This window comes from Paenibacillus sp. S25 (assembly GCF_019454085.1).
GTDB lineage: Bacteria > Bacillota > Bacilli > Paenibacillales > Paenibacillaceae > Paenibacillus > Paenibacillus polymyxa_B.
Map to the genome: position 1 here is coordinate 3,803,051 of NZ_CP073683.1, position 15,256 is coordinate 3,818,306.

1 protein-coding gene (only partly in view) is annotated in these 15,256 nt (G+C 49.4%); it reads right to left on the bottom strand.

Annotated features, from left to right (window positions below; genetic code table 11):
• On the bottom strand, positions 1–15,256 hold the 3' portion of the coding sequence (locus KAI37_RS16640) for an SDR family NAD(P)-dependent oxidoreductase (RefSeq protein WP_220029850.1). It continues 4,433 nt past the right edge of the window; the window shows 15,256 of its 19,689 coding nt (coding positions 4,434–19,689); its start codon lies beyond the right edge, outside the window; it ends in the stop codon at positions 1–3.

Consider the following 15,256-nt stretch of genomic DNA (forward strand, 5'->3'; position numbering starts at 1 on the left):
CTACGAGTGTAATTGGTTGAATAACTGGTCGGCCTGTTCAAAATCTAACTCACCCTGCAGTACTTTCTGTAACAAGGCTTGCATGGGCTGCTTAGGGTTCGGCTCTGTAGGAGCCTGGTTTGTATCTCCCGCCGACTTGTTCATTTCCTTTTCCAAAAATTTGGAGAATTCTTTAATGTTAGGATAGTCGTACACCCTGGTTGCTGGAATAGCTGTTCCAAAACGTTTATTCACAGCCTGCACCCACTCTACACCTATAATGGAGTCCAGTCCCATATCAATAAATTGATCATCCCGGCCAATATCCTTTTCATTCATACTCAAGGATTTCGCAAGACTTTCTACCAGTTCCTTCTCCAATGTTTCTACCCGTACAGCCGTTGGCGCATATGTCGACCACTTTGCCTCATCCCTGGCAACAACGGGCGGCGGCGAAGAAGGCTTGGCCTCAGGTTGCGGCGGGGCAGGCTTGGATTCTGCCAGCACGGCTGACTTTTCTGGCTTATCTGCTACCATCTGGATGTTGGAAACGGAGCTTAGCAAAATGCCCTGCGGTTTTTCAGGTACTTTCGCCAAAGTCTGTCTCTGCATATTATCGTTGCTATGGTTAACTGCAGGAGGGCTGGAAACGAACTCTTGTACCGACACATCGACTACAGGAGTTTCCGCCTCGACGTCCCGGGATTCGCCCCCACGCGCGAAGATCCAATAGCTCTCCTTGGCAAATGGATAAGTTGGCAGACTAATCCGACGAGGGCTGGTATTCTCATAAAGTCTAGTCCAATCGAAGAGCAGCCCCTTCACCCAAAGCTCCGCCAGCTTTGTATACTTACCCTTACTTATCCAACTATCCACCATTTTTGCCATGTCTTCGTCTGCCTCAAGAACAGCTAGGATGTCTTTATTCTTCTTTGCCTGACCCAAATACAGCCCGTCAATATCCTCATTCCCAGCTAAAAAACTCTCCAGCTTTTCTGTAAGCTCACGGGTAGACTTAACTATGACTGCTAACCGTTCTTCCATGGCTTCCCGTCCCACCTGCAGAGTAAATGCTATATCCTCCAGGCTGGTTTGCGAGTATTCCGGCTCTTTGAGTTCAGCAAGCAGTCTTTGCACCTGTTCATCCAGTCGATCTTTATTCCTCGCCGACAGCACGATCATTAAAGGATTTTGCAGTGGAATGGTAACTTGTCTAGTCTCCTGCTCCTCAGGGATATATTCCTCAATGAGCACATGTGCGTTGGAGCCTCCGGCGCCAAAGGAGGAAATACCTGCCACTCTTGGGTATTCAACTGTCTTCCCATTTATTGTGACGACGGGTCTTTTCCACTCTCCCAGCTCCTGCTGAACTATAAAAGGACTATCGCTAAAATCGATATTCGGGTTTAGTGTTTTTGAATGCAATGAAGGCACGATTTGTCCGTATTTGAGCTGAAGGAGCACCTTTGTAACTCCGGCAATCCCAGCCGCGCTCTCACAATGCCCAATATTTGATTTTGCCGATCCGATTGCGCAAAATTGCTTATCCTCCGTATATTCCTGGAACACTTTTTGCAATCCGGCGATTTCAATAGGGTCACCTAAAGATGTCCCGGTGCCATGCGCTTCGATGTAACTAATGGTTCTGGGGTTAACTCCTGCTTTCTTAAAGGCCCTTCCAATTACACTGGCCTGCGCATTCGGATTCGGGACGGAGAATCCGTTGGTCTTCCCTCCATGATTCACCGAGGTCCCCTTTACGACCCCATATATATGGTCGCCATCTGCAATAGCTTTGGCCAGTGGTTTGAGCAGTACGGCTCCTACGCCTTCTCCCGGCACATATCCATCTCCACCTTGTCCAAAGCTTTCGCACCGTCCTTTACTCGATACAAACCTGCCTTGCCCAAGCATCAGGTATTTGTTCGGATGAATGGATACATTCACGCCGCCAGCAATGGCAAGCTCACACTCGCCTTGTTGCAAGCTTTGGCAGGCCAGATGAATGGTCGTCAATGAAGAAGAGCACATGGTGTCCACAGCCATGCTCGGACCGTGGAAGTTACAGAAATAAGATACCCGGTTTGCGATGGAAGCTGGATTGCCAGGAACGGCAATCATTCTGCCCCTAGCTTGTTCCTGTGCCCCATAAAGCTGGTATTCTTCATACATGACCCCGACAAAAACACCCACATTCCTATCCTGCCCAAGGCCCCGCTCCAGTCCAAGCGCTTCCCGGGTATAGCCTGCATCCTCTATCGTTTCGTAGACGCATTTCAGGAATAGACGCTCCTGAGGATCGATTATCTGTGCTTCTCTAGGAGAGATATTGAAAAACATGGGGTCAAACTGATCCACACCCTTGATAAAGCCTCCCCACTTGCTGTAAGCTTTTCCGGACTGGTTCTGGTCCTCGTCAAAGTGCATGCTGTGATCCCAGCGATCTTTGGGAATTTCCGTAATACAATCCTTCCCATCGCGCAGATTGTTCCAGAATTCCCGAATGTTTTCTGCATCGGGATACATGCCTGACAAACCGATAATGGCAATTTCCTCCGATCCGCCTGCTCTTTCCGGTTGCGGTTGGAAACTTGCCTGAACTGGCATGAAACGCGATTGCTTCCGATTATCAGAAAGTGACCTTCCCGGGTCGTTTTCCATCGTAGAAGGCTTGAATTCTTTCGCAGCGTTGACCTCCGTCTCGATTCCAAGCAATTTAATCAGCTGCTTCTGGTGGACTTTAAGGAAATATTGAGTCAATTCCCGGATATTCTGGTATTCAAAAAATAAAGTTTTGGGCAGTGTTCCAAATGTTTTCTCCAACTCACGGGTTAGCTGTTTAATCATAATGGAATCAATGCCATACTTCTCCATAGGTGCATCGGTTTCAATCTGCCTTGCCGGCAGCCTGATGGATGTAGCGAGCAATTGCTTTAAATAATTTGCCGCTTTTTCGGCAAGCTGGTCTTGTCCGATAACCGAATCTATCTCGCTTTCCCTTATCATAGAGGAGGCATCTCCAGCCCGATTCAGGGACGGTTGCTGCAAGAGCGTTTCTCTTAGCTGACTGGCATGCCCTTCCAACACCATGACTTGATTCTTTTCGGAAGCCAGGCTCTGATACAAAGCCCGAATTCCTGCACCAGTCTCCATTGCAAACATCCCCATCCCTTCCATGATCTTTTCTGTTTCTCCATCAATACGCATTCCGCCTTCTTTCCAGAGTGGCCAATTGACTGAAATCGTCCGCCCCTGGCGTTGTTCTCGCTCTACCAGCGTATTACGGTACTTGGCATAGGCGTCCATAAAGGCATTGGCAGCAGCATAGTCAGCCTGCCCTATATTCCCGAGGCTCCCTGCAACGGATGAAAAAAGGATGAAGAAGTCCAGCGGGATTTCCTTGCAAGCCTGATCTAGATTCACCAATCCCGTAACCTTTGGTGCCAAAACGTTTTGCAATTCCTCCCGTGTTTTTTTAATAATGAAATTATCGCTAACTATTCCTGCGCTGTGCACAATTCCGTCCAGCTTCCCAAACTCTTCCTGAATATCCCGAATCAAAACTTCAACCGCCCTTTTATCGGCGACATCGGCTTGTCGGAATACTACTCTTGCACCTAAAGCCTCTATCTCCTCAATCCTTGCTTTGGTGTCACCACGAAGCGGGGAGCGTCCAACAAGAATTAAAGTAGTATCTCTGGCCTGTCGTGTAATTTCTTCGGCAAAAATCAAACCGAGACTTCCGGTTCCGCCGGTAATCAAATATACTCCCCTGTCCTTCCACGGAATACTGATCGCTTCCCCGTAGGCTTTAATTTCCGTCCATACGGCAACATGCCGTCTACCTGATTGATAGCGAATATGTGGTTCTATAGAACTGCGACTGTTTTCTTGCAGGATATTTATCATACCTGCTGAATTCTGCTCCACATCCATTTCTATCAGTTGGCCAACCAGTGCTGGATTCTCCAGCCATGCCGTTTTTAAGAGTCCGGAAAGTCCCGAGAATACCTGTTGGTGATCCTGCACCGGAACGACAAGCTGAACCAATGTTTTGCCTTTGGATTCCGTTTTAAGAATATGTTGAATTGCCGCAAACACCTGTGTCGCATAAGTCCTAAACCGTGCATCAATGCTCTTCTCTTCGGATTGGAGAACGAGGCACTGCACCCCGTTCATCTGCGATTCAATAATTTCCCCGGAAATATATCCCGGTTCGCATAAAATTACCAGATGCTGTTGATAGTCAGGTGTTGTTCCTTCCAGAGCAATCGCTTGTTCTTCCCACACAGGCTCAAGCATCAAAGTCTCAGGTGCAGTCCATTCATCTGGACCCTCTGTTCCTCCTTCAGCAACTCGTGATAAGAATCCCTTCATCCTCACACAAACATTCCCCTGCTCGTCACACAAATCGATATCTAACTTTTGCAGCGGGCCATCTTGCCTGCTGTCTTCACTATTACGAATCCAGGCCCACATCTCTGATGTACATTTGTTAAATACCTCTAACTCTTCCAATGCAAATGGTAAAGCTGGCTTAATGGAAGCTTTGCGATCACCTGCACTCATAATCAAGCCTATCGTCGCCTGAAGAGCGGAATCCATCAAACTGGGGTGCATCACAAAACGTTCCATCGTATGGTAAACGGAAGAAGGCAAGGACAACTTGGCAAGCGCTTGACCCACCCCAATATATATTTTCTCAATTCCCTGATGTCCCGGCCCATAGGAAATTCGCATCGCCGCAAACGCCTCATAGCACTGACGGGATGAAACGGAGCCCAGACTGCACTGCTCCAGCAAGGTTTTAATATCTATAGCAGGGACCTCTGCCACCGGAACAATTACTGCCCTGCCTTCACTATGCACCACCAGCTCGGGCTCCGTTGCTCCAGACTTGCTGTAAATTTCATAGGCGATCTCCCCGCCATCTTGCGGATAGAGCCCAATACTGACATCAACCGACTCCTCCCCAACCACAACTGGACGGATCCAATCCACATCTTTTAACCGGATGGACGTCCACTTGTCTTCTGGAGATCCTGCGACCTGCTCTACTGCCGCCCGCGCCATTTCAAGGTAGGCCACTCCAGGCAAGAGCTTCTGCCCCCTTATCACATGGTCAGACAGGAAAAATTCCTTCCCCGTAAAAGTGGAGCTGAACTGCAATCCATAAATATCGGACGTATTACGCTGAAGTAAGGGATGAATGCCGACTGCTGTCTCCCGTTCCAACACAACACCGCTTGCTCCCGTCCGTTTATTGATATCGGTTATACAATATCGTTCTTTGGCAAAGGGATAGGTTGGCAGACTGATACGGTTTGGTTTAGCCTCTCCGTACAACAGGGCCCAGTCAATAACGACTCCTTTTACCCAAAGGTCTGCGATTTTGCCATAGCTGCCTTCGCTAACCAAAACATCAATCGTCGTGCCCGCACCCTCTCCGTCTTCACGAGCTCTATTTTCTTCTTTATGGCGTTTGGCGTGTCCCACGTGTAAGCCGTGGATACCATCCCGGCCTTCCACAAATCCTTTCAATTTCTCTTCAAGCTCCCGGAGAGAGCCTGCAACGAAGGCCAAACGTTCTTCCATCGCTTCGCGCCCCACCTGAAGGGTATACGCTATATCTACCAGACTACTGTCTGTGAACGGATGCTCCCCGATTGCAGCTAGTAATAGCTGCGCCTGCTCTTTCAGTTGCCCTTCACTCTTGGCTGACAGCACCACAATAGCCGATTTTGGGGTGGTAAGGGTAATAGAATTCTGCTCCTGCTTTCCAGGAATATATTCTTCGATTATCAAATGGGCATTGGCACCCCCGAATCCAAAGGAGCTAACACCCGTTCTCCGAGGAATATTTTTCCCTTGAGTATCCCGCTGTGACTTCCACTCCCGCGCCTCCTGAACGATATAGAACGGACTACCTTCAAGTTTTATATAGGGATTAATTGCCTCGCAATGAAGGCTTTTGACCAGCTTTTTATGCTTTAACTGAAGCAGTACTTTTATGACGCCCGCGATTCCAGAAGCCAGTTCCAGATGTCCGATATTGGTCTTCACCGAGCCCAATCCGCAATGGGATTCTGTGATCCCGGGTCCCTCTGTATTCTCATAAAGCTCTTTGAAAGCTGCTTTCAGTCCGTTAATTTCAATCGGATCGCCCAGCTCGGTGCCTGTCCCGTGGGCCTCAATGTAAGAGACAGTCCTTGGATCGATTCCGGCCTTTGTATATGCATTTACCAACACATCCGCCTGAGCCCTCGGATTAGGCGCTGTCAGGGAATTGGCCCGGCCTCCGTGATTGACGGCAGTACCCCGAATTACACCATAAATATGGTCTCCATCCTTCTCTGCATCCTTCAGCTTTTTCAGGAAGAGCATGCCAGCCCCTTCACCACGCACGTAGCCATTAGCCTTATCGGAGAAGGTTTTGCACCGACCGTCCTCACACAGCATCCCTGCTTTGTTGAAGCTGATATGGAGTTCAGGTGTGATAATCACATTGACACCGCCTGCAATCGCCATCTCACAGCTTCCATCCTCTATGGCTCTAACGGCTCGGTGAATGGCGACCAGCGAACTGGAGCACGCCGTTTCGATAGGCTCGCTCGGACCATGAATATTAAGGAAATAGCTCATTCGATTGGGCCCAACAGACGGTGCCATACCGCTGGAGGAATACGCCTCAACACCCACATTTCCCTGATAGATCATACCGCTGTAGCCACTGTTCGCGGTACCTACAAAGATTCCTGTGCGGGTCCCCGACAGACTCCCTGCCTGAATGCCTGCATCTTCAATCGCCTTCCAGATATAGGTCATCAACAGACGCTGCTGCGGGTCCATGAGTGCGGCTTCCCGTGGTGAAATTCCAAAGAATAGCGGGTCAAACTCATAGATCCCGTCAATAAACCCGCCCCACTTGATGTTTGTTTTATTGGCCTCCTGCTCAGGGTCACCGTAATACGTCTTCCAATCCCAGCGATCTTCAGGGATTTCAGTGATACAGTCCCTGCCTTCCTCAAGATTTTTCCAAAACTCATCCACATCCCGAGCCATGGGAAATACACCGCTCATTCCCACAATGGCAATGGGTTCAGGAACAGCCTGAGTCTGTTGCGGCATGGACAACACATTCCCGCCTGCAAACCGGAAACGCTGCCGTCTAACGTGGGTACTGTCTTCCCTATCATCCTCCACGGCCTGGACAGCAGGCTCAGTCCGGGCATGCACGGCAAACTGCTCGCCAAGCACGGCATCATATTCGTCCACCAAATACCTGGTGAAGTCATGAATCGTTGTGTATTCAAAAAATATGTCCGGCGTCAGTTCAAGCTGGTATAAGTGATTGATGTTATTGGTAAATTGTGTAAGTAGGATGGAATCGAAGCCATACTCACTCAGTTCTACATGTTCATCAATATCTTCAAGTTTGACTTTCAGCAATTTTGACACGGCCTGTATCATAGCGGCCTGCACCTTGTCCAGCAGATCCGGTACGGCATTGCTTTCAGGGGAAGCATCTGAAATTCCCTTCACCTTTTCAGGCTGCCTAATCTCTGGAGTCGTGATTAAACCCATGGTTTTCTTCATTTTTGCGAGATTGCCTTCCATCACCATAACTTGATCAACGCCCGCGATCATGCCACGATACAAGGCCTGAATGCCGGAAGAGGTTGACATGCCGCTCATGCCTGTACGCTGCCTTACCAGCTTCTCCGTTTCCTCATCAATACGCATCCCGCCCTCTTTCCATAGCGGCCAATTGATGGATAGCGTTTGACCCTGGCGCTGCTTTGATGCTATCAGAGTGTTCCGGTATCCGGCATAAGCATCCATAAACGCATTAGCTGCAGAATAGTCGGCCTGTCCCTGATTACCTAATCCTCCGGCTACAGACGAAAATAGAACAAAGAAATCAAGCGGCAGGTTCTTGCTTGCCTGATCCAGATTCACTGTCCCTATTACTTTGGGTGCGAGAACCTCCAGCATTTCCTCGCTATTTTTTTGGAGTATGCGGTTGTCACGAATGACTCCTGCACTGTGAATGATGCCATTGATGTTTCCGAATTCCTCCTGAATTTCCTGGATTAATTCGGTCACCGCCTGCTCCTGAGTCACATCGACCTGTCTGTATATTATTCGTGCCCCTAATGCCTCCATTTTCTTTATCTCAGCCCGTTTGCCCTCATCCAGCGCGGAACGCCCCGTTAAAATCAAGACGGCTTTATGGACTTTATCCGTAATCTCTTTGGCAAAAATGAGTCCCAATCCACCAGCACCGCCGGTAATCAGGTACACTCCGCCATCCTTCCACGGGTTACCCGCTGCTTCCTGAGAGATGTGAACTTCGTTCCAACAGGAAACCCACCGTGTGCCTTTCTCGTACTGAATCTGGATATCCCCGAGGCTACGGCTGTTTTCTTTTAAAATGTCTATGATTGCTCCCCAGTCCTCATCCTGTCCCAATTCTATTAACTGACCTACCAGTTTTGAATGCTCAAGCCGGGCCGTTTTTAAAAGACCGGAAAGTCCCGAGAAAAGCTGCTGCTCCTCCTGTCCGCTTATGGCAATCTGGATCAGCACCTTACCATTGGGTTTTTCCCTGAAAATGCTTTGAATCTCTTCAACCACCTGGACGGCGTAACGCTGGAACTGTTCCGCGATTCCGTTTCGGTCGGGTTGCAGTACAATGCATTGCACGCCGTCCATTCGAGCTTCAACTTGTTCACGGGAAATCCCGGACGGCTGGCAGAGTAACACGACATGGCGATCATATACAGGCATATCGGCCTCTAGAGCAATCCCTTGCTCTTTCCATACGGGTTCAAGCATCAAGTTACTGGAATTTGACTGAACATCCGAAGAAATCGAGTCCCTATTCAGAATTCTTGATGAATATCCTTTTATCCTGACACAGATGGCTCCGGTCTCGTCGCTCAGGTCAATATCCAGCTTCTGTGCCTTTTCCTCAGCTAGACCGTCTGCATTATAGCGAATCAACGCCCACATGATGGAGCTGCAATTTTTTCTAATTTCAACTTCTTGAATGGCGTAAGGCAGAGAAGGTTTGATCTCGCCAGACCCCAGCGTCAAGCCTACGGTTGCCTGCAAGGCCGAATCTATCATACTTGGATGCAGGACAAATTGGCTTTGGTTGTCAGAAACGGAAGACGGCAAGCATAACTTAGCCAGCACTTGACCCTCTCCCGCATACACCATCTCAATTCCTTGATGTCCAGGGCCATAATCAATTCCCATATCTCTGAAAACTCCATACAATTGTGAGGGATCGAAGTTCCGACTGCATATATTCTGCAAGTCTTTAATATTCAGTGCTGGAACCTCCGTAGCCAATCTTCGTGTAGCACTGCCGTAGCTATATATCACAATCCCTGCATCAGCTTCTGCGCTCTCCCCATATATTTCATAGGAAATCTCTTGATGATCATCCAGGAAAAGTCCGATGTGTAGCTGTAGTGGCCCATCTTCTACGATAATAGGCCGTGCCCAAACCACGTTTTTAAGGCAAATTCCGGTTGGCCCGCCCTCATCAGAACCTGTTGCCTGATCCACGGCCTCCCGGACCATTTCAAGGCAAGCAGCTCCGGATAGAACCTTGCGTCCATTCACCACATGATCCTTCAGGAAAAACTCCTGGCCTGTAAAAGTCGAACTGAACCGCTGCTCCGAGAAATCGGAGGTGTTTTGATGCAGTAAAGGATGGAGCGAAGCAGCAATGACAGAAGTCATGCCTTTGCCTGCCTTGCTGTCAAGCTCAGGCGCCCAGCAGCGTTCTCTCGCAAAAGGATAGGTAGGTAGACTGATCCGGTAAGGTTTGAAGTCCCCATACAGCTTGTTCCAGTCAATAGTTAGCCCCTTTACCCACAACTCCGCTATTTTTTTCAGTTTTCTCTTCTTGATCCAGGTTTCAAGCAACGATTTGGCATCTTCATCCGCCTCAAACATCACAATCCCGTCTTTGCTCTTTTTCACCTGTGCCGTTAGGACGCCAGAAAGCAGATCATGATTCGCAAATCCTTCGAGCGCTTTTAGCAATGCCACTTTTGAATCTGCCACAAAAGCCAGCCGGTAATCCATCGGCTCGCGGCTCACTTGCAGCGTATACCCCATATCCGAGAGGTTAAGATTTTCCTGGGATGCAATAAAGCTCCTCATTCTTTCGGCATACGTTTTTAGTTGCTTTTCACCTTTAGCAGATAAAACGAAGAGAACGGGATTATGAATATCGGCGGCAGCTGGTGATGTCACAGATGTTCCAGTCCCGGGGCGATATTCTTCAATAATAAGATGGGCGTTCGTACCGCTAAATCCGAAAGAGCTCACAGCGGCGCGCCTTTGGTTCCTGCGGGAAGGTTCCCAGGCGTTCAATTCTGTATTGACATAAAAAGGAGAATTATCAAAATCAAAATGCTCATTCGGGTTCTTGAAATTCAGTGTCGGTACTAGTTTTCTATGCTTCATGCATAGCAACACCTTTTGCACGCTTGCTATGCCCGCTGCTGCAGAAGTATGCCCGATATTGCTTTTTACCGAACCTATGGCACAGTAGTTCTTCTGATCGGTTTTCTCTTTAAAGGCGGTTGATAAAGCTTCCAATTCAATAGGGTCGCCCAGCTTGGTTCCTGTCCCATGCATTTCAACATAGCTAATGCTTTCAGGCTCAATCTGATATTTGTTGTATATTTCCCGCTCCAGCTCAATTTGGCTGTTTGTGCTTGGAGCGGTAATCCCGTTGGTTTTTCCATCTTGATTGATTCCGGACCCGATAATAACTCCGTATATATGATCCCGATCAGCTTCAGCATCCTTCAGCCGCTTCAGAACTAGCGCCCCTACTCCTTCCCCCGGAACAAAGCCGTTGGCGCTATTGTCAAACGTTTTACAGCGGCCATCTGGCGACAACATTCCAGATGCAGACATGCCTACATACGATTCAGGAGTCAGATATAGCGACACCCCGCCAACCAACGCCATTTCTATCTCTCCGTTAGATAACGCCTGGCAGGCCAGATGGGTTGCCACAAGCGATGAGGAGCATGCCGTATCTACGGATATGGCTGGACCTTTCAGATTGAGGAAATAAGAGATGCGAGCCGCTGCAATAGCGTTGCTGTTCCCAGTAGTATTGGTGAACTGCGCTTGATGCTTGTACCGCAGCATACTATATTCATTATTTAAAATTCCAAGGTAAACCCCGCATTTTTTATTTCCCAACTGTGAGCCACTATAGCCTGCATCCTCAATTGCCTTATATGCTTCCTGCATAAAAATGCGCTGCTGGGGATCCATCCCTTCCGCCTCGGTAGGAGAAATATTGAAAAATAACGGATCAAAATATTCCATATCCTCTAAAACACCCAGCCACTTGCAATTGATTTTCCCCTCTTGCGCTGGACGAGGATCATAATATTCGCTTACATCCCAACGGTCCTTCGGGATTTCAATAATGGAATTTTTGCCTAGAGCGAGATTATCCCAATATTGCTGCACATCTTCCGCACCAGGATACCTTCCCGAAATCCCGACAATTGCAATTAATTCTTTATTTTCCGAAGGCAAAGTCGATGAATCTTCTGCTACCTTTACCAGGTGGAATGGCTCGGAATCCTCCTTAGGCGTTAGCCTTGGAGAGCAATGCAGCGTGTCAGGTCCCTTCGAATGGACTTTCGCAATAGGTTTGTCCATGTCCGGAACTGTGCTCAAGGACTGTTGATTGGAGCTTCCTCCACGCTTATTGATTTCTTGTGCCAAAAATGTAGCGAATTGGCGAATGGTAGGATAGTCGTAGACCTTGGTCGCTGCTATAGATGTACCATATCGTTTATTAATGTTTCGAACCCACTCTACGCCTATAATGGAATCTAGTCCGGTATCTATAAAGTTTTTATCCGCCTCAATCTCGCTCCGTTCCATATACAAAGCCTCAGCCAGGCTTACCGTCAGTTCTTCCTGTAACAGCTCTGCAGAGGCGCTGCACTCAGCCATGCTGGCCTGCGCCTGCTTTTCAAACGAAATCGGCATCAAATTCACCTGAATGGAAGACTCTGCCGATTTCTCCGGCTCTAATGCAACCGATGACAGTGAATACTCTGCTGGAGAATGATCCGAAATAGACTGGGCAGAGAATGGCGCAATTGATTTGCTCAACAATTCCTTCTCTACAAATTTGCTAAAATCTCGGATGGTTGGATAATCGTAGACTTTTGTCGCTGTTATGGCTGTATTGTAATGCTTATTAATGCTACGAACCCACTCTACGCCTATAATGGAATCCAATCCAAGATCAACAAAATTTCTATCCGAATCGATATCGCTCCGATCTATATATAAAGCCTGCGCCAGGCTTGTTGTCAGCTCCTCCTGCAATATTTCCGCCGATATTGCAGATGGAACAGACGACAGCGCTTCCGTCTTCTTCTCATCCTCTAATGTGTGCGATGTCTCCTCCAGTGAAGTTAACATGATCGTCGTCCCCTCCTGGTTGGCAGACTTGCTTAGGTGCGGCTGACGGTCCAACAAATTCGATAAGGATATGGCGTTTGGTTTTTCAGAACTATTCAAAAAACTGGGTTGTATTAGGGTTGTTGGCTGCATCGCATGAGTCTGGACGGGAATTGCCTTTTCCTGAGCTTCCGTAACAGCTCTTTCTACAGATGGACTCATAATATCCGTGATCCAGTACCGCTCCCTCGCAAAAGGATAGGCCGGCAGGCTGATTCGCCGCGGCTTGGCATCCCCATAAAGCATGTCCCAATCCATCGACAATCCCTTGACCCAGAGATCAACTACCTTCGAATATTTCCTTTTCCCTATCCAGGCAGCGATCGTTTTGTCCATGTCTTCATCTTCTACCAGCGCCGTCAGCGCCTCCTTATTCCGTTTGACCTGGCCCCGGTACAACTCAGGGATACCGTCTCGTCCTTTCAGGAATCCTTCCAGCTTATCCACCAGCTCCTGCATAGACCCTGCAATCACTGCCAGCCGCTCTTCCATGGCTTCGCGTCCCACCTGCAGCGTGTATGCCACATCGGGCAGACTGCTTTCGCTGAGCTGTCCTTCCCGCATAACAGCTAGCAATCTCTCGGCCTGCTTTTTCAGTCGTTCTTCATTTTTGGCCGACAATACGATGATCGCAGGCTTTTGAGCCGTAACGCTCATCGGCACCTTCTCTTCTGCAATGTACTCTTCGATGATGACATGTGCATTGGAGCCTCCCGCTCCAAACGATGAAATCCCAGCAATCCTCGGATATTCCCGCGTCTCTCCATCGATCTCAACCACCGGCCGCTTCCATTCCCCCAGCTCCTGCTGGACGACGAACGGCGTCTGACCGAAATGGATGTTCGGATTCAATTCTTGGGCATGCAGGCTAGGAACCAGCGTCTGGTTTTTCATCTGCAAGATGATTTTCCCAACCCCGGCGATGCCCGCTGCCGCCTCCAGATGTCCGATGTTGGACTTCACAGAGCCTATGGCGCAGAATCCCGTATCCGGCGTATCCTTCCTGAATGCCTGGGTCAGACCCGTCACTTCAATCGGGTCTCCCAGCTCTGTACCTGTCCCGTGGGCTTCAATATAGCTGACCGTCCGCGCATGGACCCCCGCTCGCTCCAGTGCCGACCGGATCAGTTCCCCTTGGGCTGTCGGGTTCGGCACCGTATAGCCGTTGGTCTTGCCTCCATGGTTGATACTCGTCCCCCGGATCACCGCATGGATGAGGTCCCCATCAGCGATCGCCTTGGACAGCGGCTTTAATAGGACAACCCCCGCGCCTTCTCCAGGGACAAACCCATTGCCTCCTTTGCCGAAGCTCTTGCACTGCCCGTCTGCCGACAGCATGTGGTTGGCGCAAAGTCCGACATAGCTGAGCGGATGGAGATACAGATTTACTCCGCCTGCAATAGCCATTTCGCATTCTCCACGGTACAGATGCTCACAGGCTTCATGAATCGCGGTCAACGAAGACGAACACATCGTGTCGATCGGCATGCTTGGCCCTTGCAAATTAAAGAGATACGAAATCCTGTTAGCCACTGAACTAAAGGATGTGTGAGGGTATATTTGTGTTCCTTTTCTCCATAAATCAAGTCCGTATAGATCAAAGCCCGTTTTGGTAATTCCGGCGAATACGCCTACCCGGCGGTTATGCCGCACCGCAAGCTGTTCCCGGGTGTAGCCTGCGTCCTCCAACGCTTCCCAGCAAGCTTCAATGAACAGCCTTTCCTGCGGGTCCATACCGAGTGCTTCCCGTGGCGCAATATTGAAAAAGCGCGGATCGAAATCCGCAAATCCTTCGATAAAGCCCCCCCACTTGCTGTAGCTTTTTCCATTCGCCACCGCTTCCTGTGAATCAGGATGGAAGAACTCTTCCATCCTCCAACGCTCACGCGGGATTTCGGTGACACAGTCCTTCCCTGCTTTTAGATTTTCCCAATATTCGTTCATGTCCCTGGACCAGGGATACTTTCCAGCCATCCCAATGATCGCTATTGGTTCACGCATTTCCGCAGGGGCAGACCCGGCCAAGCTTCGGACGGGCTTCGCTGCCGCCTTTGCCGCAGATGGCACGGCTTCTTCTTTGACATACAGCGGTGCCGCAAGTGTTTCCTCCACAGGCTGTATGTCATGGCTCATCCCGGTCCACTGCATGCACTCCTGCGGATATTCCGCTACAAAATATTCCGTCAAGGCGCGCAAGGTCTGGTACTCATAAAACAGCGTCTGGGACAGCTCTCCAAAGAAGCCCGCCAACTTGGCATTGAGCTGGGTAATCATGATCGAGTCGATTCCATACCTCTCCAGCGGCTCATGGGCTTCGATGCTGCTGACGCTCAGCCGAGTCACCTCTCCCAATAGCACCTTGAGTCGATATAAGGTTTTATCGTAGAGCAAGTTCGAATCCAGCTTAGGTGCAGTTGCCTGGCTAGGGACAGCTGCCTGGATAGCATGGACATCGGGCTGTGAAACAGCTTTTGCCAGGTAGGCCTCAATTTTCTCAGGTTCTCCTTCCATGACCATCACCTGCTTCTTGCCAGAGGCCAAGCTTTGGTACAACGCCCTCATTCCCGACCAGGTCTGCATGGCAGTAATACCCATGTTTTGCGTCATGATCTGTTCCGTGTCCGCATCAATCCGCATTCCGCCCTCTTTCCATAGTGGCCAACGGATGGATAACGTCCGTCCCCGCCGTTGCTTGGCCCCTACCAGGGCATTCCGGTATTCGGCGTAAGCATCCATAAAGGCATTGGCG